At 70.9% G+C, this 19,477-nt stretch carries 20 protein-coding genes; 8 read left to right on the forward strand and 12 right to left on the reverse strand.

Annotated elements, in window-relative coordinates; translation table 11 throughout:
• Window positions 1–942 carry an alpha/beta fold hydrolase gene (locus CUC05_RS14500; RefSeq protein WP_157965580.1) on the reverse strand — a complete coding sequence of 314 codons (942 nt, stop codon included), beginning with the start codon at window positions 940–942 and terminating at the stop codon, window positions 1–3.
• Window positions 943–1,068: 126 nt separating this feature from the next.
• On the opposite strand from CUC05_RS14500, the gene CUC05_RS14505 reads away from it, so the two are divergent.
• On the forward strand, window positions 1,069–2,217 hold the full coding sequence (locus CUC05_RS14505) for an aminotransferase class V-fold PLP-dependent enzyme (RefSeq protein ID WP_108666841.1): 1,149 nt from the start codon (window positions 1,069–1,071) through the stop codon (window positions 2,215–2,217).
• Between the two features lie 9 nt (window positions 2,218–2,226).
• On the opposite strand, the gene phoU is transcribed toward CUC05_RS14505, so the two are convergent.
• Window positions 2,227–2,979: a phosphate signaling complex protein PhoU gene (gene phoU, locus CUC05_RS14510; RefSeq protein ID WP_157965581.1), complete on the reverse strand. Its 753-nt coding sequence runs from the start codon at window positions 2,977–2,979 to the stop codon at window positions 2,227–2,229.
• Between the two features lie 150 nt (window positions 2,980–3,129).
• Here phoU and CUC05_RS14515 point away from each other — a divergent pair, with 150 nt between their 5' ends.
• The 4 genes from CUC05_RS14515 (at window position 3,130) to nth (ending at window position 7,552) form a co-directional block, all read left to right on the forward strand.
• Window positions 3,130–3,813, forward strand: coding sequence for a response regulator transcription factor (locus tag CUC05_RS14515; protein ID WP_108666843.1), 684 nt, complete (start codon window positions 3,130–3,132; stop codon window positions 3,811–3,813).
• Between the two features lie 27 nt (window positions 3,814–3,840).
• Window positions 3,841–5,166: a sensor histidine kinase gene (locus CUC05_RS14520; RefSeq protein WP_108666844.1), complete on the forward strand. Its 1,326-nt coding sequence runs from the start codon at window positions 3,841–3,843 to the stop codon at window positions 5,164–5,166.
• Window positions 5,167–5,308: 142 nt separating this feature from the next.
• A complete protein-coding gene (locus CUC05_RS14525; protein WP_108666845.1) occupies window positions 5,309–6,724 on the forward strand; it encodes a choice-of-anchor B family protein in 1,416 nt (471 codons plus the stop codon).
• Between the two features lie 66 nt (window positions 6,725–6,790).
• Window positions 6,791–7,552, forward strand: a complete 762-nt coding sequence (nth, locus tag CUC05_RS14530) for an endonuclease III (protein ID WP_108666846.1) — start codon at window positions 6,791–6,793, stop codon at window positions 7,550–7,552.
• A gap of 10 nt (window positions 7,553–7,562) precedes the next feature.
• Here nth and CUC05_RS14535 read toward each other — a convergent pair whose 3' ends face one another.
• The 8 genes from CUC05_RS14535 to CUC05_RS14565 form a co-directional block, all read right to left on the reverse strand.
• Complete coding sequence (locus CUC05_RS14535; RefSeq protein ID WP_108666847.1) at window positions 7,563–8,210, reverse strand: hypothetical protein; 648 nt, start codon at window positions 8,208–8,210, stop codon at window positions 7,563–7,565.
• Window positions 8,207–9,715: a TrkH family potassium uptake protein gene (locus CUC05_RS14540; protein ID WP_108666848.1), complete on the reverse strand. Its 1,509-nt coding sequence runs from the start codon at window positions 9,713–9,715 to the stop codon at window positions 8,207–8,209. The genes CUC05_RS14535 and CUC05_RS14540 overlap by 4 nt, the downstream gene beginning before the upstream one ends.
• On the reverse strand, window positions 9,712–10,428 hold the full coding sequence (locus CUC05_RS14545; protein ID WP_108666849.1) for a hypothetical protein: 717 nt from the start codon (window positions 10,426–10,428) through the stop codon (window positions 9,712–9,714). Before CUC05_RS14545 ends, CUC05_RS14540 begins: the two co-directional genes overlap by 4 nt.
• Window positions 10,425–11,930 (reverse strand): TrkH family potassium uptake protein, encoded by a 1,506-nt coding sequence (locus tag CUC05_RS14550; protein WP_108666850.1) that lies wholly within the window; start codon window positions 11,928–11,930, stop codon window positions 10,425–10,427. Before CUC05_RS14550 ends, CUC05_RS14545 begins: the two co-directional genes overlap by 4 nt.
• Window positions 11,931–11,934: 4 nt before the next feature.
• Complete coding sequence (locus CUC05_RS24740) at window positions 11,935–12,096, reverse strand: hypothetical protein (RefSeq protein WP_157965582.1); 162 nt, start codon at window positions 12,094–12,096, stop codon at window positions 11,935–11,937.
• Window positions 12,093–12,758 (reverse strand): potassium channel family protein, encoded by a 666-nt coding sequence (locus CUC05_RS14555; RefSeq protein ID WP_108666851.1) that lies wholly within the window; start codon window positions 12,756–12,758, stop codon window positions 12,093–12,095. The genes CUC05_RS24740 and CUC05_RS14555 overlap by 4 nt, the downstream gene beginning before the upstream one ends.
• Window positions 12,758–13,411 carry a potassium channel family protein gene (locus tag CUC05_RS14560; protein ID WP_108666852.1) on the reverse strand — a complete coding sequence of 218 codons (654 nt, stop codon included), beginning with the start codon at window positions 13,409–13,411 and terminating at the stop codon, window positions 12,758–12,760. Before CUC05_RS14560 ends, CUC05_RS14555 begins: the two co-directional genes overlap by 1 nt.
• Window positions 13,412–13,483: 72 nt before the next feature.
• Window positions 13,484–13,795: a hypothetical protein gene (locus tag CUC05_RS14565; RefSeq protein ID WP_108666853.1), complete on the reverse strand. Its 312-nt coding sequence runs from the start codon at window positions 13,793–13,795 to the stop codon at window positions 13,484–13,486.
• Window positions 13,796–13,887: 92 nt separating this feature from the next.
• Between CUC05_RS14565 and CUC05_RS14570 the strand changes: the two genes are divergently transcribed.
• Complete coding sequence (locus CUC05_RS14570; protein WP_108666854.1) at window positions 13,888–14,853, forward strand: 4-hydroxy-3-methylbut-2-enyl diphosphate reductase; 966 nt, start codon at window positions 13,888–13,890, stop codon at window positions 14,851–14,853.
• Window positions 14,854–14,910: 57 nt separating this feature from the next.
• Complete coding sequence (locus CUC05_RS14575) at window positions 14,911–15,627, forward strand: response regulator (RefSeq protein ID WP_108666855.1); 717 nt, start codon at window positions 14,911–14,913, stop codon at window positions 15,625–15,627.
• Window positions 15,628–15,705: 78 nt separating this feature from the next.
• On the opposite strand, the gene CUC05_RS14580 is transcribed toward CUC05_RS14575, so the two are convergent.
• Window positions 15,706–16,830, reverse strand: coding sequence for a ribonuclease D (locus tag CUC05_RS14580; RefSeq protein WP_108666856.1), 1,125 nt, complete (start codon window positions 16,828–16,830; stop codon window positions 15,706–15,708).
• 74 nt (window positions 16,831–16,904) lie between these two features.
• On the opposite strand from CUC05_RS14580, the gene mshB reads away from it, so the two are divergent.
• Window positions 16,905–17,765, forward strand: coding sequence for an N-acetyl-1-D-myo-inositol-2-amino-2-deoxy-alpha-D-glucopyranoside deacetylase (mshB, locus tag CUC05_RS14585; protein ID WP_157965583.1), 861 nt, complete (start codon window positions 16,905–16,907; stop codon window positions 17,763–17,765).
• A 1,079-nt stretch (window positions 17,766–18,844) separates the two neighbouring features.
• Here the strand turns inward: mshB and upp are convergent.
• Window positions 18,845–19,474 (reverse strand): uracil phosphoribosyltransferase, encoded by a 630-nt coding sequence (upp, locus tag CUC05_RS14590; protein WP_108666858.1) that lies wholly within the window; start codon window positions 19,472–19,474, stop codon window positions 18,845–18,847.
• Window positions 19,475–19,477: the final 3 nt, after the last annotated feature.

The following is a 19,477-nucleotide window of genomic DNA, read 5'->3' on the forward strand; positions in this document are numbered from 1 at the left end:
TCAGGAGCGGGGGTCTGCGGGGTGGTGGTGCTGCAGGTGGCGCAGCACCGCCCGGTTGACCTCCGTGGAGGCTTCGAGGATCGCCCCGTGGGTGGTCTCGGGGATGACGACGAGGTCCGCGGCCGGCAGGTGGTCAGCCATGCGCTCGGCGGTGGCCAGCGGCGTGAACGGATCGTGTGATCCCGAGACGAGCAGGGTCGGCTGGTGCAGGGCCCGCAGCAGGTCACCGGGATCGTGGCGGTGCATGGCATGCAGGACGGAGGTGAAGTACGCCCCGCTCAGCTGCGCCGCGTGATCGGTGTAGGAGCGCAGCACGTCGGCCGGGGTCAACGGCCCGAACGCCGTGCTCGCCCGCGCGAGCGGCACGAACGGCAACGTGCGCCAGACGGTGCGGTACACGGCGGTGCCCATCGGTTCGCGCAGCAGCCGCAGGCCGCGCAGGACGGTGCTGACCAGCGGATGGGCCAGCCAGCCCGCGCCGTACAGGTCGCGGAACGGGGACCGGTCGGCGGCGGTCACCCCGACCATCGAGCGGATGCGACCGGGGATGCGGCGGGCCACCTCGACCATGACCTGCCCGCCCATGGAGTGCCCGACCAGCGAGACCTCGGCCACCCCCGCGGCGTGCAGCACGTCGAGCACGTCCTCGGCGAACCGCTCGACCGACAGGCCCCGGGGGTCCAGGCCGGTTCGCGGCAGACCGGACGTGGCGATGCCCCGGTAGTGCAGCAGCAGCACCCGGTAGCCGGCGTCCGACAGGGCCGGGGCCATGTCGTGCCACCAGGTGTCGGCGCAGAGGAACCCCGACAGCAACGCCACGGTCGGGCGGTCGTTGCCGCCCCGGTCGGACAGCGTCGTCCATCGAATCGTCGCGCCGTCGGCGGTCGTGGTCGAGCGGTCCTTGGGCCAGTACACGCCGGGGGAGAGCTGGGGTCGTGCCATGACGGGGGACTGTGCCATGCGGCGACGGGCCCCGAGCAAACGACACGGCCCATCGGCGACACGGCCCGACGAACAACAGCGCCGGGGTGCCGACACCGATGGGCGGGTTCTCGTATCGTTCCGCGCATGGTGGCTACCCCCCTGACCGACGCCGAGGTCGCGAGCTGGCGCGAGCGGTTCCCGATCCTGTCGACGCAGACGTACCTGATCAACAACTCCCTGGGCGCGATGCCCGACACGGTGCCCGCGTCACTGCAGGCGTTCACCGACGCGTGGGCCACGGAGGGCGTGGAGGCGTGGCGCACCACGTGGCTGCCCGAGGTCCGGCGGGTCGCCGACCTGCTCGGGTCCCTCATGGGGGCGCCACAGGGCACCGTCACGGTCCACCAGAACGTCGCGTCGTTGATGGCCATCGTGGTGAGCGGCATCGACTGGGGTGCCCGCGACACCGTCGTCATCTCCGAGATCGACTGGCCGAGCCACCACCACCTGCTCGAGCAGCACCGCCGTTCGCGGGTACACGTGGTCGACGAACCCGACGGGGCCATCGGCATCGACGCCGACCGGTTCTGCGCCAACATCGACGACCGCACGGCGCTGGTCGTGGTCAGCCACGTCATCTTCCGGACCAGCGCCATCGTCGACGTGAAGAAGATCATCGCGAAGGCACACGAGATGGGCGCGGTCGTCGTGGTCGACGGCTATCACGCGATGGGCCACATGCCGGTGGACGTCATGTCGCTGGGTTGTGACTTCTACGTCGGCGGCAGCGTGAAGTGGCTGTGCGGCGGCCCCGGGGTGGGCTACATGTACGTCAACCCGGGGGTGCGCGAGCGCTGGCGCCCGTGGGCGGTCGGCTGGCTGGGCCACGACGACCCGTTCGGGTTCTCCAACGAGTGGCGCCCCGGACCGGGGGCGCTCGGCTGGATGGGCGGCACGCCGTCGATCCCGTCGCTGTACAGCGCGCGGGCGGGGTACGAGATCATCGCCGAGGTCGGTACCGACCGGATCCGCGCCACCCACGAGGTGCTGACCAGCCACCTGGTCGCGGCCGCGCGGGGTCACGGGTTCACCGTCAACTCCCCCCTCACCGTCGAACACCGGGCCGGCGGCGTCACCCTCTCCCTCGGGGATCGCACCGCGGCGGCAGCCGAACGCCTCATCGCGGAGGGCATCGTCGTCGACTACCGCCCCGGTGGCGGCATCCGTGTCGGCGCCCACTTCTTCAACACCCTGGAGGAGCTGGACCGGCTGGTCCAGGCGATGCGTCGGTAAGGGCTGGCCCTAGCCGCGAGCGGCGCGGGGCGGGCGGCGTTCGCCGGTGGTGATCCACTGGCCCTTCTCGGCGATCCCGACCCCGTGGTCGCCGATCCGCTCCAGGTGACGGGCGACCTGGATCATCATGATCGCCCATTCCGTGGCCCCCGTTCCCTCGGCGGCGTGGGTCATCAGTCGCCCGATCAGCCCGTCCCGCAGGCGGTCGAGCCGGTCCTCGACCTCGGCCATCTGCTCGACCCCACGCGGGTCCCGACGGCTGAACAGGTCCAGCGCCGTCCGGACCGCGCGTTCGGCGGCCAGCGCCATCTCGCGGACCTGTGCGGTCAGGTCGTCGGGACCCCACCCGCGCAGTCCTCGGGTCAGCTTGGCGATGTTCACGGTGTAGTCGCCGATGCGTTCGACGCTGCGGGCGAGGGAGAGGAGGCTCAGGAGCAGGCGCAGCTCGTCGGCGATCGGTGCCTGGCGGGTGATCAGGCCGTGCACCACGTCCTCGGCCTCGTGGGTGCCCAGGTCGATGGCGTCGTCGCGGCTGATGATCCGCTGGGCTTCCTCGACGTCACCCTGCAGCAGGGCGTCGGTGGCGGGCACGACGGCCGCTTCGACGGCTCGGCCGAGGCGGAGCAGGTCGTCCTCCACGTGCAGCAACGCGACGTGGTAGTCGACTCGCAGCATGCCCATGGCGCGGATGGTCCTCTCCTCGACGCTCTGTTCTGCGCGGGGGCCCTCGTCGGGCTGCGCGGGGTGGTCGGGGATGGTCATACCCCGATCTTGCACGACCGAGTCTCGACCGGCAGGCTGGCGCCCACGCTGAACACGGTTGGACAGGAACATGAACCGCCCATGAAATCGCCTGACCAGCGGGCTGCGAACAAGCTCGAACCGCGCCACGGCGCCTACCCTCGCGGGACGATGCCCAAGATCATGGTGGTCGAAGACGAACCCGCAATCGTCGATGCGTTGGAGTACGGCCTGTCGGCCGAAGGCTTCGAGGTGGTGTCTGCCATGGACGGCAAGGCCTCCATGGAGATGTTCGACCGAGAGCGCCCCGACCTGGTCCTGCTCGACCTGATGCTGCCCGGCATGCCCGGCACCGAGGTCTGCAAGCAGCTGCGCAGCACGTCGGCCGTGCCGATCATCATGCTGACGGCCAAGGACTCCGAGATCGACAAGGTGGTCGGCCTCGAGCTGGGGGCCGACGACTACGTCACCAAGCCGTTCTCGATGCGTGAGGTGGCTGCACGGGTGCGTGCCGTCCTGCGGCGCGGCGCCGACTGGGACCTGCCCGACATGGGCGCGCCGCTGGAGGTCCAGGCCGTCCGCATCGACCCCGAGCGCCACGAGGTGTCGGTCCGGGGCGAGCTGGTCGACCTGCCGCCCAAGGAGTTCGCGCTCCTCGAGCTGCTGGTCCGCAACGCCGGCCGCGTCATGACCCGCGACCTCATCATCGACCGGGTCTGGGGCGCCGACTACGTGGGGGACACCAAGACCCTCGACGTGCACATCAAGCGCATCCGCGGACGCATCGAACACGACCCGCGCAACCCCGAGCTGATCGTCACCGTCCGAGGGGTCGGGTACAAGTTCACCGACTGACCGCACGGCGCGGGGGACGATAGCGGCATGCTGCGCCGCACCCGTTACCTGCTGCCGCTGGCGATGATGCTGGCTGCCCTCGTCGGGGCGGCCGGTCGCTCGGCCATGTGGTGGGTCGTCCCGCTGCTCGGCCTGGCGGGCCTGGGGCTGGACGCCCTGCTGCTGCGGATCTCCGAGGAACGCCTCCGGGGCGTGGCCGACCAGGTGGTGAAGTTCGCCTCCGACGTCGAGCAGCCGCAGACCCTCACCGCCGAGGGCGGGCGCGAGTGGCAGCGGCTGGTCCAGGCGCTCAACGACGTGGCAACGGTGCTGCGCGACCGCTTCGAGTCCCTCCGCGACGAACGCGAACGGGTGCAGCGCGTGCTCGACGCCATCCCCGCGTCGGTGATGTTGTTCACCGACGGTGTGCTGGCCTACGCCAACCCCGCGGCCCGCGACACCTTCGCCCTCCCCGAGGACCTCGTCGACCTGACCCCGATGCGGGCCCTCGGGGTGGCCGGCCTGGCCGAGGCCGTCAGGGAGGTGCTGGAGACCGACCGGGTCGTCGACGTCTCCGTCACCCGCAACGGGCGCGAGCTGGAGGCCAACCTCAGCCGCATCGCGGTCAACGAGGTCGCGATCGTCGTGACCGACCTGACCGACATCCGCCGGGTCGAGCACATGCGCCGCGACTTCGTCGCCAACGCCTCCCACGAGCTGAAGACGCCCGTCACCGGCATGCAGGCGCTGGCGGACTCCCTGACCATGGCGATGGAGCGCGATCCGGAACGGGCCCGCACGATGGCCGAGCGGGTGCAGCTGGAGGCGACCAGGCTGGCGCAGCTGGTCCGCGACCTGCTGGACCTCACCCGCCTGGAGGAGGGCGTCGACGGCCGCGGCCAGCGGCGGGTCGACGTCACCGAGCTCGCGGAGGCCCAGGTCGAACGGGCACGGGAGACCGCCGAGGCGCGCGGGATCCGCCTGGCCTTCGACGCGACCCCCGACGTCAGCGTCATCGGCTACCCGGAGGACCTGAAGGTCATCATCGGCAACCTGGTCCTCAACGCCATCCAGTACAACCGGGACGGCGGTCGGGTCGAGGTCAAGGTCAGGCGCCGCGCGTCGGAGGTGATGGTGCGTGTCACCGACACGGGGATCGGCATCCCCGAGGCCGACCAGGACCGGGTGTTCGAGCGGTTCTACCGAGTCGACAAGGCGCGCAGCCGGGCGGCGGGTGGCACCGGCCTCGGGCTGGCGCTCGTGCGCCACGCCGTCGAGCGGCACAAGGGCAAGGTGCGCGTGTCCAGCGTGCTCGGCGAGGGATCGACGTTCACGGTCATGTTGCCCGTCGACGGCGGGACCTCCGAGGGCTGATCGTCCGTCCGCTGGGCCGATCCCGGACGGGTCGTCGGCGTCGTCGTCGAGGGGGCAGGAGTTCCCGGACCCGACGGCGAATGTCCCCACGACGACATCGACGTCGTGACGACGTCGGCCGAACCCGCCCCAAGGAACTCCCGTGTCGCGTACCAACGCCATCCTCTGCGCCCTGCTGCTGCTGGGCACCCTCGCCTTCGCCAGCCCCTTCCAGGCGATGTGGACCACCGACCAGCTGCGCGACCACGACCACAAGTCCGCCGCCATGCAGGGATCCCCGTCGGCCGTGCTGGCGGGCGTGACCGAGCCCCTCGGCGCCGCCGAGTGCACCGGTGGCGTGGCCGCGGTCACCGCCGAGATCGCCTTCTCCTGCGAGGGCGTCGACCTGCTCGCGTTCGTGCCGGTCGCGGGCCTCGGGCAGGAGTTCTACGGCGACAGCTCACCGGAGAAGCTGGAGGGCAGCGACGTGTGGGGCTGGACCTCGCCCACGACCGGCGAGGAGTACGTGCTGATGGGCAAGACCAACTCCACGGCCTTCTTCCGCATCGTCACCGACGCCGACACCGGCCTGCCGACCCTGGAGAACCTCGGTGAGCTGCCCAACCCGGCCACGGAGTTCAGCGTCTGGAAGGACATCAAGGTCCGCGGCAACCACGCCTACATCGTGGCCGAGGCATCGGCGCACGGCATGCAGGTGTTCGACCTGACCACCCTCGACGGCCTCGACGTCGACCCGACCCGCGAGCACGCCGCCCTCGCGCACTACCGCGACGCGTCCAACACCTCCCACAACATCGTCATCAACCCCGACACCGACTTCGCCTACATCGTGGGCGGCACCTCCGGGAACACCGTGAACGACGTGCTGTGCGGTCGCGGTGGCCTGCACTTCGTCGACATCTCCGATCCGGCGGTCCCGACCTCGGCTGGCTGCTCGGCGCTGGACCTGTACGTCCACGACGCCCAGTGCGTGACCTACCACGGTCCCGACACCCGGTTCACCGACCACGAGATCTGCTTCAACGCCGCCGAGGAATGGGTCTCCATCGTCGACGTCACCGACAAGGCCGCGCCCGTGCGCCTGGGCCTGTTCCCCTACACCCGGTCCAGCTACGTCCATCAGGGCTGGCTGACGGAGGACCACCGCTTCTTCCTGCTGGGCGACGAGACCGACGAGCAGACCTTCGGCTTCAACACCCGCACGATGATCTTCGACTTCGAGGACCTGACCGCCCCGCAGCTGCCGGTGGAGTACTTCGGCCCGACGACGGCCATCGACCACAACATGTACACACGCGACGGGCTGCTGTACCAGTCCAACTACGCCGCTGGCCTGCGCATCCTCGACACCGAGGGCCTCTACGACGGTGGCACCCTGGCCGAGATCGCCCACTTCGACGTGTTCCCCGACCACGACAACGCCAGCTTCGTGGGGACCTGGTCCAACTACCCCTACTTCGACGACGGGGTCGTGGCGGTCAACGCCTACGACGGCCTGTTCCTGCTGCAGGTCGACGCCGACCTGCTGGCCGCCGAGGCGTTCGTCCCCGGCGAATGAATGACGGGCGTCCCCGATGGCGGAGTGGCGGGCGTCGGGTGGGCGGGCCGGTAGGCTGCCCGGCCGATGACTGACTCCTCCGACGCCACCCCCTCCGTGCCCGCCACGGGCCGTCCGCTGGACCGCGACAGCGGCAAGACGCTGCGGGCACCCGTCATCGTCGATCGCCTGATGGCGACCTACGAGGGCGGGGTCATCGAGCTCGACCACTCCAGCCCCTTCGAGCTGCTGATCGCCACGGTCATGTCCGCGCAGTCCACGGACAAGAAGATCAACGAGATCACCAAGACGCTGTTCGTGAAGTACCGCACCCCCGAGGACTACCTGTCGGTCCCGGAGGAGGAGCTGCAGACCGACATCAAGTCCTCGGGCTTCTACCGGCAGAAGACCAAGTCGATCCGCGGGATCTGCCAGGCGCTCATCGAGGACTTCGACGGCGAGGTCCCGCTGCGGATGAAGGACCTGCTGACGTTGCCGGGGGTCGCCCGCAAGACCGCCAACGTCGTCCTCGCCGGCTCCGCACCGGAGGCCCTGCTGGAGGACCCCGATGCCGGCATCGCCGTCGACACCCACGTGACGCGGCTGTCCAAGCGGTTCGGCTTCACCCGCAACGACGACGCGGTCAGGATCGAGAAGGACCTGATGCGGCTGTTCCCCCGGGAGCTGTACGGCCCGGCCAGCCTCGTCATCATCCTGCACGGTCGACGGGTCTGCGACGCCCTGCGTCCCCGGTGCGGCAGCTGCGTGGTCGAGGACCTCTGCCCGTCCTCGCTGATCGCGGGACGCCGCGACAAGGCCAAGCAGGCGCGCGCCGTCGGCACGGACTGAGGTCGCGGGGTCAGGACGGCGTGCGCCGTCGACGCACGCCCACGACGCCCCACACCGCACCGGCAGCCAGCAGGACACTGCACGTCGCCGCCGGCAGCGCGCCCAGCGGGAGCTCGTCCACCGACCGGCCGGTCTGCAGCACCCACATCTCCTCGGCGATGACCGCCGGGCCCCCCTGGTCCTCCGCCGCGGTCGTGTGGAACACCCCGACCACCTCGACGAGGTCCCCCCAGCGGTCGGGCCCACCGAGGACGGTGGGGTCCTGCCCGTCGGGCAGCAGCACGGCGACGCCGCTGTTGGTCCCGAGGGTCTGGCCATGCACCGACAGGGGTCCGGCGGTGGCGTAGGCGTCGTCGTTGAGCTGCACCCAGCGGCGGGGCCCGCGGCCAAGCAGGTCGCCGACCGCCTCCCCCACGACGCGAACCCGGCGGCCGTCGAACCGTTCGGGGCAGCCGTGCAGCGTGCCGCTGGTCACCGGGACCGGCTCGACGATGGCGACCGGCGAGTCGCAGGTGCGGGCGGACAACGCCCCGCCGCGCAGCAGCGGCTCGCCGGGCGGCGGACGGACCGCGCCCGCCGACACCGCCAGCACCGCGGCCACGCCCACGACGGCGAGCAGGATGGCCAGGCCCTGCAGGCGGGTGGGGACGCGGGTCATCGGGTGCCCCGCACCATGGAGTGGATGTAGCCCATCAGGGCGAGGGCCGAGATGAACTCCAGCCGACCCAGGTACATCTGGGCGACGTAGGTGGCCATCAGCGGGGCCGGCATCGTCGGTGACGTGATCCCGACGCTCAACCCCACGCCAGCGGCTGCCGAGGTCGACTCGAACAACGACTCCTCCAGGGGGTAGCCGTAGAACAACCCGACGGCGGTCCCGGAGAAGTAGAGCGCGCCGAACAGCAGCAGGACCATCGTCGCGGCCCGGGCGACGTCGGGGTTGAGGACGTGGCTGCTCAGGTGGTGGTACCGGCTGACGACGACGGCATCACGGGGCAGGGCGACCTGGCGGGCGACCCGGGCCAGCTGCTTGCCGACCAGCCCCAGGCGGATGGCCTTGATGCCACCGGTGGTCGAACCGGACATCCCGCCGATGGTCATCGCGAGGATCAGCGCGCCGGGGGCGAGGACCCCCCAGGCGCTGGAGAACAGGGCACCGGGGACCGAGGCGAAGCCGGCGCCGCTGTGTGCGCTGACCATCTGGAACAGCCCTCGTCGGAGCGTGGCCACGAAGTCCTCGTGCACCAGCTCGGTCACGAGGCCGGCGAACATCATCGTCGACAACAACGTGAAGGTGACGGCCAGCACCTTGGTCTCCAGGTTGCGACGCATCTCCTTCGCGTCGCCCTGCCACAGCCGGTAGTGCAGGGCGAAGCTGAGGGCGCCCGCGACCATGAGGACGATCAGCACGCCCTCCACCGCAGCGGAGTGGTAATAGCCGACCGAGGACGACCGCGGGGCGAACCCACCGGTGTCGAACGCCGCGAAGAACAGGTTGGTGGCGTGGAAGGCCGCAGGCCAGAGGGCCATGCCGTCGCCGATGAGGGCGATCGTCAGGGCAGACCCGCCGATGGCGAAGTAGACCAGCGAGGCGCGCCAGATGAACCGGGCCGTCCGGCGGACGTTCGGCAGGATCTTGTCCTCGCGGGCCTCGCCGGCGTACATGCCGACGGCGCCACCTCCGCCGGCGAAGAACGTCAGGACCACGAGGATGATCCCCTGGCCGCCCATGAACTGCATCAGGTGGCGCCACAGGTTGAGCGAGTCGGGCAGGTGGTCGAGGTCGTTGAGGACCGACAGGCCAGCGCACGTCAGCGCCGACATCGCGTCGAAGTAGGCGTGCAGGAACGTCGGGAAGTACCCGGAGGCGTACAGCGGTAGTGCGCACACCAGCGGGGCGACCAGCCACGACAAGCCGGCGGCGACCATGCCCTCGCCCCAGGTGACGTCGTCCACGGCGGGCAGCAGCAGCTCGGCGATGCCGCTGAGCAGCAGGCCGACCGCGGCGCCGAACAGCATGACCGCCGCCGCATCGCGTTCGCCGTTGACCACCCCGAGCAGCGACGGGACGAGCATCGCGAGGGACACGACCAGCACCACGCGCGAGACCAGGCGCGCGATGGTGGCCAGGTCGCCGAGGTCGGGTCTGAGGGTGAGGGTCACCGCTCTCGCCGACGTCGCTCGATCACCACGATCGCGAGTGCTCCGGCGGCGGCGACCATGGCGACAGCCGCCCGGCCCGGCGCCTCGGGGATCTCGAAGGGTTCGCCCCGTCGGAGGATCCGCATCGTCTCCACGTGCAGGATCGCGACCTCGGCGGTCTCGGGGTCGACGCGACGGAACTCCGCGACCACCTCCAGCAGGTCGCCGCGCTGGGTGGCGCCGCCGACGTTGTCGATGCGAGCCGCCTGGTCACGGGTCAGCCTGACCCCGACGCCGGCGTTGCCGCCACGGAAGTCCCGGTGCGTCGGCAGCGGGCCGACCCCGTCGGCGTAGACGTCGTCGTTGAGCTGCACCCATGCGCCGTCGCGCCGTTCCAGCACCGCGCCGACGACCTCGCCGACGTACCGCACGCGCCGGCCGTCCCACGTGGAGGGGCAGTCGTACAGCTCGTTGGACGTGACCAGCTGTGGCAGCTCGGGGGCGGCGACCACGACCGGGCGTTCGGCGCCCTCCCGTCCTGCCGGCAGCTCGCACGGCACGTCCTCGCGAAGCGGGTCGATCTCCTCCGCCAGCTCGGGGGTCTGGGCGCCGGCGGCAGGGTGGTCGTGGCGCAGCGCCTCACCGAGGCCGACCAGGCCGGCGACCCCCGCGAGCGCGACGAGCACCCACAGGGCGACGACCCGGCGGCGTGTGGGGCGGTACTCCTCGTTCACACCTTGCCCCTGACCACCGACACGGCGTAGCCGATCAGGGCGAAGACGGCGATGAACTCCAGGCGACCGACCATCATCTGGGCGATGTAGACCAGCTTCAGGGGGGTCTCCAGGTCGGGCCGGACGATGCCGATGCTCAGGCCGCCCGAGGACGCGGCGGCGGTGGACTCGAACAGGCTCAGCTCCAGCGGGTAGCCGTAGAAGAGCCCCACGAGCGCGCCGACGAGGTACAGCCCCAGCCACAGCAGCAGCAGGAGGGCGGCGTCACGGACCTGCGGCCCCTGGACGATCTTGCGGACACCGGCGTGGTAGGTCTCCATCACCACGGCGTTCTCGGGCAGCAGCACCCGGCGGACGTCGGCCTTGAGGCCCTTGAGGACCACGCCGAGGCGGATGCCCTTGATGCCACCCGCGGTGGACCCGGCCATGCCGCCGACGGCCATCGCGGCCACGATCGACGCGGGCGCCAGCGCACCCCAGTCGGTGACGAACAGGCGGCCGGGCACCGTCGCCAGTCCCGTGGTGGTGTGGGCGCTGACCACCTGGAACAGCGTGTGCCGGTACATCTCGAAGAACCCGGTGAAGGTCTCGGTGCGAGCAAGGCCCAGCGACGCGATCGCCAGCAGCAGCAGGGTGGACAGGAACACGGTGCGGGTCTCGGTGTTGGCCAGCAGCTCGCGGCGGCGCCCCTGCCACAGCTGGTAGTGCAGGGCGAAGCTGAACGCCCCCGCCGTCATGATGACCAGCAGCACGGACTCGACCAGCTGCGACCGGTAGAACGCGACGCTGGAGGACTGCGTGGAGAAGCCGCCGGTGTCGAAGGCCGCCATGAACAGGTTGACGCCGTGGTACAGCGCCTCGCCGACGCCGAGGCCGGCGGCGATCAGGGCCGCCCACAGCACACCGGTGCCGATCACGCCGTACACCAGCGCGACCCGCCAGATGAACCGGGCGGTCCGCACGATGTTGGGCAGGATCACGTCCTCGCGACCCTCGCCGGAGTACAGCGTGCCCAGCCGTGCGGCGCCGGAGGAGAACGCCGTCAGGACGATGACGACGATGCCCTGGCCACCGATGAACTGCATGAGGTGGCGCCACAGGTTGATGCTGCGGGACATGTGGTCCAGGTCGTTGGCCAGGGTCAGCCCGATGGTGGCGAACCCCGACATGGCCTCGAAGTAGGCGTCCAGGTAGCTGACGTAGTGCCCGCTCAGGACGAGGGGCAGCGCACCGAACAGCGGCACCACGAGCCACGACGACGCCACCGACGCCAGCGCATGGGAGGTGTTGAGCGGGCGTCGGGTCCGCAGGCCCATCTCCGCGAGCCTTCCGATGCCGATGGCGAGGGACGCCGCCAGCACGAAGCTCCAGGCGTCCATGCGTTCGCCGAACGCCATGGCCACGACGGTCGGCACGATCATGGCGAGGCCGACGCCGTACACCACGCGGGCGGTGTAGAGCAGGATCAGCCGGAAGTCGCCGGCATCGGGCCTGATCAGCACGGGGTCAGCCGGCGACCAGCAGCATCACGCCGACGAGGCCCGCGGCCACGACGGCCATGGCGAGCGTGGCGAGGGCCACCAGGAGGATGCCGGTCAGGCCCCCCTGGAAGGGGTGCTCGTCGACGACGTCGCGCAGCCGGCGCTTGCCCGGGGGAGTGGTGCTCATGGTGCCGTGGGATCCAGGATCGATGCGCGCAGCGCGTCCTCGAGGTCCGGCGTGGTCAGGGCGATGACCTGGTCGCCGGCGGCGAGGCGGGTGTCACCGCGGGGGATCAGGGTGGCCTCGCCCCGGAACACGCACACGAGCACCGACTCCATCGGCAGGGTCAGCTCGCTGACGTTGCGCTTGTAGCCGGGGAAGTCGTGGGGGACGTCGATCTCCACGAGGTTCACCTGGCCGGCCCGAAGGGTGTAGAGGTGGATCAGCTCGCCCACCGTCGCCTGCTCGCGGATCAGGCGGGAGATCAGCGTCGTGGTCGACACGGCCTCGATGCCCATGGTCTGGAACAGCGCCTCGTTGCGCGGCGAGTTCACCCGGCTCAGCACCCGTGGCACGTCGAAGGAGATCTTGGCCAGCTGGCAGGAGACGTAGTTGACGTCGTCGGTGCGGGTGGTCGCCACGAACACGTCGGCGCGCTGCAGGCGGGTCTGCTCGAGGTAGCGCACGTCGGTGGCGTCGCCGGCGATGACGAGCAGGTCGTGGCGTTGCTGCAGCGCCTCGAGCCGCTCGGGGATCATCTCGATGACCGCGACCTCGTTGCCCTCGGCCAGCAGGTCGCCGGCGATGGCGCGCCCGACCTTGCCGCCGCCGGCGATGACGGCGTACATCAGTCCCTCCCCAGCAGCAGGTGGCGCAGGCGACGTTCCCCGCTGCGCTTGACCGAGCAGACGACCAGGTCGCCGTTGCGGAAGCGGTCGTCGAGCCGGGGGATCTGCATGCGCACGCCCCGCTGCAGCTTCGCGACGCGGGCATCGCCGTCCCGCTCGACCTCGGCGACCGAGACCCCACGGCCGTGGTCGCCGATGGTGACCTCGACCAGCGAGACGTCGTCGTCGGCGCGGGACAGGTGCACCGGGAAGGACTCTGGCTCGAGGTCGTTGCGGATGGCCGAGACGATCATCGACGTCTCGGGCACGTACCGGATCCCCATCTTGCGGTAGCTGGGCTCGCGCTGCGGGTTGAACAGTCGGGCGACGGTGTTGGGGACGTCGAAGAGCTCCTTGGCGATCTGCACCGCCATCAGGTTGGCGTTGTCGGAGGGGGTGACGGCGGCCAGCGCGTCCGCCCGCTCGACGCCGGCGCGCGACAGGACTTCCTTGTCGGTGATGTCCCCGACCAGCGCCTCGCCGTTGAACGTGGTGCCGATCCGCCTGAACGACTCGTCGCTCGCGTCGATGACCACGACGTCGTGGCCCTCGTCGCTGAGCCGTTCGGCCAGATCGGCGCCCACGCGCCCGCAACCTCCAACGATGATGTGCATCGGTTGGGGAGTGTAGGTTCGCCGGCGGCCCCGGCCGTGCTGCCGGCCCGGGCCGCTGGGCGCATCCGGCTGCTAGGCGCTGTCGCCGAGCATCATCTCCGCGGAGTTGCCGTACTTCTTCAGCATGCCGATGGCGTGGCTGCTGGCCTCCATCAGGGACGGGTCCTTCATGGCCTCGAACATCTCCGCCTCCGACGCCCACTCCGCCTCGAACAGCAGGAAGTAGGCCGGCTCGGTGCGGCGCGGGGTGGACTTCAGCACCGTCAACGACTGACGAGTCGTGTTGGGGAACTTCGCAGCGATCGGCAGGTGGTCGGCCTTGTACTCCGCGAGGAAGCCCTCGGCGTCCTCGGGCTTGGTGTACATGGCGATGAAGCTGGCCATTCGGGTGGTCCTCTCGTGGTCGGGTTGTGTGCGGCGCACCATAGGTCACCGGAGCGGTTGGGGCAGGTGCCGGGATGGCTAGGCTGGCGGTGATGAGCGCAACTTCTCCCCGTACCGTCCTGCTGGCCGCGCCGCGCGGGTTCTGCGCCGGTGTCGACCGGGCCATCGAGATCGTCGACATCGCCCTGGAGCACTACGGCGCCCCCGTGTACGTCCGGCACGCGATCGTGCACAACACCCACGTCGTCGCCGACCTCGAGTCACGCGGCGCGGTGTTCGTGGAGGACGAGGACGAGGTGCCCGAGGGCGGGGTCATCGTCTTCTCGGCCCACGGCATCCCCCCGGAGGTCCGCGAACGGGCCGCTGCGCGTGGCCTGGACCAGATCGACGCGACCTGCCCGCTGGTCACCAAGGTGCACTTCGAGGCCCGTGAGTACGCCGAGAAGGGCATGTCGATCATCCTCATCGGCCACGAGGGCCATCAGGAGGTCGTCGGCACGATGGGGCAGGCGCCGGAGTCCATCAACCTCGTCGAGACCCCCGAGGACGTCGCCCAGCTCGACCTGCCGGATCCCACGAAGGTCGCCTACGTCAGCCAGACCACCCTCAGCGTCGACGAGACGACCGGCATCATCGCGGCCATCAAGGAGCGGTACCCGCTGGCCCGTGGGCCCAAGGGCGACGACATCTGCTACGCCACCCAGAACCGGCAGGACGCCACGAAGGTGCTCAGCGAGCGCAGCGACCTCGTGCTGGTCGTGGGCAGCGAGAACTCCTCCAACTCCCAGCGCATGGTCGAGGTGGCCCTGGGCCACGGCGCAGCGGCGGCCCACCTCATCGACGACGCCTCCCACATCGACCCGGCGTGGCTGGAGGGTGTGGACACCGTCGGGCTGACCTCCGGCGCCAGCGCCCCCGACCAGCTCGTGACCGGCGTGATCGAGTGGCTGCAGGCCCAGGATCGTGGCGCCGTCGTCGAACGCCTCGACGTGGTCGAGGAGGACATGCACTTCGCCCTGCCGGCCAAGCTCCGCAACCTGCCCGTCGTCGGCGTCTGACACGAGGCATGCTTCGGCTCGGCCGTTGGCAACGGCTGTGCAGCTGAAGGGAGTCCCATGGCCAACCGGGTGGAGGGGATCGACGTCGTCCTGCTCGACGACGAGCCGGGTGATCGTGCGTTGATCCTGGCGTTGCTGGAGGGCAGCGCGGTCACCGTGACGGCGGCCTACGACGCGCTGTCGGCGTTGCTGGAGGGGCTGGACCGCATGGTCGAGCCGCCCGACGTGCTCCTGGTCGACCTGAACCTGCCGGACAGCACCGGCCTGGGCACGGTCAGGTCGCTGCGCACCGCCCATCCCCGCATCCCGATGGTCGTCGTGACGGGCGACCGCCTCGCCGCACGCGACGCGATCGTGGCCGGCGCCGACGACGTGGTGCTCAAGGACGTCCTCGAGGCCGACCTCGAACGCGCGGTCGTGCACAGCCGGCAGCGGGCGGTCGGACGGACGGGGGCCCCGGGGACCGGCTTCCACCTCGCCGACGCCCCGCTGGTGGTGCTGGACAACACCGACGAGACGATGGCGGTCAACAGCGCCGCCCATCAGCTGCTGGGGTTCGTCCCCGGTCCGGAGGTGACGTTCACGATGCTGTTCCACCCCGACGACCGCATGGAGGTCGCGACGTTCCTGGCCTCGATGTCGGAGGCGTCGGGCATGCGTGTGTGGGCCGAGGCGCGGCTGACGACGCCGTCGGGTCCGGTCGAGTGCAGCATGACCGGCACCCTCGACCCCTCCACCGACCTCGGGCACATCACCCTCAAGCCGGTCGGCTGACGCGATTCGGCTCGGTTCGACCCGTGGACCTCGGTCGGCCTGTGGTCCTCGGTCGGCTTCAGTCGTCCCCTGCCGTCTTCAGTCGTCCTCTGCCGGCTCGAAGAGCGCGTCGAGGAACGGATCGGCGAGCAGCCGCCACTGCCAGTCGCGCAGGCCCAGGGCCTCGCGGAACTCCGCTGGCGTCTGGGGGTCGGCGACCACGGCCTTGAGCAGGTGTCGGCTGGGGCACAGCAGGCCCGCGTCCAGCCCGACCTCCTCCGCGACCTCGGCCCGGATGACGCGGAGCTGGTCGGCCAGCTCCCGGTCGGCGTCGGTGGACCGGCGGCCGTTTCGTTCCGCCGGAACGGGGTCGGCGTTGGCGCCCTGCTCGAGGGCGGTCACGATGTCCTCCCCGAACGTGCGGACGGCCTGGCGGCGCACCCCCCGGCGGCCCAGCTCGCGGACCGCCTTCGGGGGCTTCTGGGCCAGGTCGACGAGGGTCTTGTCGTTGACGATCCGGCCGGGGGCCGTGTCGGTGTCCTTGGCGAGGTCCTCGCGGGCCTCCCACAGCGCCTTCGCCCGGGCCCGTGCCCGGGGGTCCAGCCGCCCGACGCCCTTGGTCCGGGTCCAGTCACGGCGATCCTCCACCGTGGGCTGGTCGATGGTGGCGGCGAGCTCCTCGACGTACCAGTCCCAGCGGTCGGCTTCGACGAGCTTGTCGCGCAGGACCGCCCACAGCCGGGGCAGGTCGGCGACGTCACCCGCGGCGTAGACCAGCATCTCCTCGGTCAGGGGACGCTTCTCCCAGTCGGCTCGCTGCATCGCGGCCTTGTCGGACTCCAGCGCCACGCCGAGGACCTCCGACAGGAGGGTCTCCAGACCCGTCGGCATGCCCAGCAGGGCAGCGGCGATGGCGGTGTCGTGGACGACCGGCGGGTCGACCCCGAGCGCCTGCATCGGCGCCACGTCGTTCTCCAGCGCGTGGAGGACGACCTCGCGCTCGGCGCAGAAGGCAGCGACCGGCGACCAGTCCTCCAGGCGCAGCGGGTCCAGCATCGCGACGCGGCCGTCACCGCCGATCTGGACCAGCGCGGCGGCCCGGTAGTAGCGGTTCCAGTCGGCGCGCTCGACGTCGATCCCGATGGGGTCGAGGTCGGCAAGCCAGTCAAGGGCCGACTGGAGGTCGGCCTGGTCGTCGATCAGTTCGTAACGGTCCAGAGGCATGTGTTGCCCATGAGGATAGGCCCGTGCGCCTCGATCGTCCCGATGGCGCGACGATGGGCGCTAGGCTGCGGCCGATGCCTGACACGCACGGTCTGCTCGCGATCCACGCCCACCCCGACGACGAGGTCATCACCACCGGGGGTGTGCTGCGCGACGGTGTCGTCCGCGGGTTCAGGGTGAAGGTCGTCACGTGCACCGACGGGTCACGTGGTGAGGTGGTCGGGGAGGGCATGGACCCCGACGAGGTCTTCCCGCGCCTGGCCGAGGTGCGCCGGGGCGAGATCGCCAACGCCCTGGGTGCGCTCGGCGTGACGGAGCACGAGTTCCTCGGCTACGCCGACTCGGGGATGATGGGGACAGAGGGCAACGAGGATCCCGCCTCGTTCTGGCAGGCGGACATGCACGAGGCGATCGGTCGCGTCGTTGCGATCATCCGCAGCTTCCAGCCGGCGGTGTTCCTCACCTACGACCCGTTCGGCGGATACGGCCACCCCGACCACATCCAGACCCACCGGGTCGGGGTGCTCGCGGTGGAGGCTGCGTCGATGGCGGCGCTGTACCCCGAGGCCGGGCCGGCCTGGCGGACCCCGAAGGTCTACTACACCGCCATCCCCAAGTCGGGGATCGTGAAGATGAACCAGATGTTCCTGGACCGTGGCCTGCCCTCGCCGTTCGGTGAGGAGGTCGACCCGGCGGACATCCCCATGGGGACCGACGACGACCTGATCACCAGCCTGGTCGACGTCAGCGAGCACATCGAGGACAAGCAGGCCGCGCTGAAGGCCCACCACAGCCAGATCTCCCCCGAGTCGTTCTTCCTCAACGTCCCCGACGACCTCGTCCCCACCCTCTACGGCACCGAGTCCTTCGTCCGCGTCCGCAGCGACGTCCCGGTCCACGACGACCTCGAGAAGGACCTGTTCACGGGGTTGTGACGCTGGTCCTCGCGTTGTTCGTTGGTCCTCGCTCCGCTCGTCGGGTCCTCGGGCTCGTGACCGGCGATGTTCGTTGGTCCTCGCTCCGCTCGTCGGGTCCTCGGGCTCGTGACCGGCGATCCGCTCCGCCGATTCTCGCCCCTCGCGAGCTCGTGGCTGCGAGTCTTGCTCACGGATCGCCGGCGCCCTGCGGCGGTGCGTGGGGGCCGCGGTGGGTCGGGCACGCGAACGGCGTGTGCGATGGGGGCCTCAGGGGGCGGTCGGCCGCACGCGGGGTCGGCGTTCGTGGGGGTTGCCGGCCCCTGGGCGGCGTCGATCGCACACCTGCGTTGAGGGTGGGTGGGCTGCCCACCCCCCGGCGGCGTCGATCGCACACACCGCCCTGCGGTGAGTGGCGTGGGGTGGGTCAGTGACGATGAACCGCTCCACCGGTCTCGCGTGGGCGCGATGCGGGGCTGGCGGGTCGTCCCCTCGTCCGACGGTCGTCGGGGTCCGACAACGGGTGCGTGCGCGGGCTCAGCGGGTCGGGCACACGAACGGCCGTGTGCGATGGGCGCCCTCGGGGGTGGTCCAGCCCACCCGGGGTCCGGCCACGTGTGTGTGGCGCCGGCCGCCTGGCGGCGTCGATCGCTCACGCAGGGTGAGGGGTGACCGCCGAGCGGGGTGGGTGCCCGTCCGGCGTGTGCGATGGGCACCCCTGTGCGTGGTCGGATGCACGCGGGGTCTGGCCTCGTGGGGGTTGCCGGCCGCCTGACGGCGTCGATCGCACACGCGGGTCGAGGGTGGGTGCGCTGCCCACCCCCTGGCGGCGTCGATCGCACACACCGCCCGGGCGAACGTCGCTGCGGGTGGTCAGCCGCGTGGAACGCCCCGCCGGCTACGCGTGGGTGCGATGCAGCGGGTCCGGACGGGGCGGGGCACACCCGGCTCCGAGGGTGGGTGCGATCGTCCGCTCACCGGGCTGTCGAACGCACACACCGGTCGTGTGCCCGACAACCATGGTGTGCCGACCGCACCGAGGTGCCCACCCACCGCCGCAGGTCACGAGCCCGAGGACCGTCGGCTCGAAGAGACGACAATCAGAACGTGCCGAAGAGCCGGTCGCCGAAGTCGCCGAGCCCGGGGACGATGTAGCCGACATCGTTGAGGCCCTCGTCGATGGAGGCCGTGACGATGCGGATGTCCGGGTCGGACTCCGTCAGGCGGGCGATGCCCTCGGGTGCGGCGATGATGCAGACCAGCGTCAGGTCGGTCGCGCCGCGGTCGCGCAGCAGCTTGGCGGCGAAGGCCGCCGAGCCGCCGGTCGCGAGCATCGGGTCCAGCAGCAGGACGCTGGCGTCGTCCAGCGACGGCGCCTTGTAGTAGTACTCGGTGGGCTGGAGGGTCTCCTCGTTGCGCTCCAGCCCCACGTAGCCCACGCCGATGTCGGGCAGCAGGTCGGTCGCTGCGCTGAGCATGCCGAGCCCGGCCCGGAGGATCGGGACCGCGACGACGTGGCGGCCGATGCGGGTCACCTCGGTGGCGGTGATCGGCGTCCGGACGGTTTCCGTCACGGTGGGCAGCGACCGGGTGGCCTCGAGCACGAGGACCGAGGTCAGGCGCTCGGCCAGCGCCCGGTAGCGCTCGGGCTCGGTGTCGGCATCGCGCAGGTCGGCCAGCAGATGGCCGGCGAGCGGGTGGTCAACGACTGTCACACGGTCCTGGGGCATGGC

Origin of the sequence: Euzebya rosea (assembly GCF_003073135.1) — a bacterium.
GTDB classification, from domain to species: Bacteria; Actinomycetota; Nitriliruptoria; order Euzebyales; family Euzebyaceae; genus Euzebya; species Euzebya rosea.

Bases quoted from the DNA above. Each gene is read 5' to 3' on its own strand.
- mshB (WP_157965583.1), top strand. From the start codon at position 16,905: ATGCCTGACACGCACGGTCTGCTCGCGATCCACGCCCACCCCGACGAC.
- CUC05_RS14520 (WP_108666844.1), top strand. From the start codon at position 3,841: ATGCTGCGCCGCACCCGTTACCTGCTGCCGCTGGCGATGATGCTGGCT.
- CUC05_RS14555 (WP_108666851.1), bottom strand. From the start codon at position 12,758: ATGTACGCCGTCATCGCCGGCGGCGGCAAGGTCGGGCGCGCCATCGCC.
- CUC05_RS14560 (WP_108666852.1), bottom strand. From the start codon at position 13,411: ATGCACATCATCGTTGGAGGTTGCGGGCGCGTGGGCGCCGATCTGGCC.
- CUC05_RS14570 (WP_108666854.1), top strand. From the start codon at position 13,888: ATGAGCGCAACTTCTCCCCGTACCGTCCTGCTGGCCGCGCCGCGCGGG.
- CUC05_RS14575 (WP_108666855.1), top strand. From the start codon at position 14,911: ATGGCCAACCGGGTGGAGGGGATCGACGTCGTCCTGCTCGACGACGAG.
- nth (WP_108666846.1), top strand. From the start codon at position 6,791: ATGACTGACTCCTCCGACGCCACCCCCTCCGTGCCCGCCACGGGCCGT.
- CUC05_RS14580 (WP_108666856.1), bottom strand. From the start codon at position 16,830: ATGCCTCTGGACCGTTACGAACTGATCGACGACCAGGCCGACCTCCAG.
- phoU (WP_157965581.1), bottom strand. From the start codon at position 2,979: ATGACCATCCCCGACCACCCCGCGCAGCCCGACGAGGGCCCCCGCGCA.
- CUC05_RS14535 (WP_108666847.1), bottom strand. From the start codon at position 8,210: ATGACCCGCGTCCCCACCCGCCTGCAGGGCCTGGCCATCCTGCTCGCC.
- upp (WP_108666858.1), bottom strand. From the start codon at position 19,474: ATGCCCCAGGACCGTGTGACAGTCGTTGACCACCCGCTCGCCGGCCAT.
- CUC05_RS14500 (WP_157965580.1), bottom strand. From the start codon at position 942: ATGGCACGACCCCAGCTCTCCCCCGGCGTGTACTGGCCCAAGGACCGC.
- CUC05_RS14515 (WP_108666843.1), top strand. From the start codon at position 3,130: ATGCCCAAGATCATGGTGGTCGAAGACGAACCCGCAATCGTCGATGCG.
- CUC05_RS14565 (WP_108666853.1), bottom strand. From the start codon at position 13,795: ATGGCCAGCTTCATCGCCATGTACACCAAGCCCGAGGACGCCGAGGGC.
- CUC05_RS14505 (WP_108666841.1), top strand. From the start codon at position 1,069: ATGGTGGCTACCCCCCTGACCGACGCCGAGGTCGCGAGCTGGCGCGAG.
- CUC05_RS24740 (WP_157965582.1), bottom strand. From the start codon at position 12,096: ATGAGCACCACTCCCCCGGGCAAGCGCCGGCTGCGCGACGTCGTCGAC.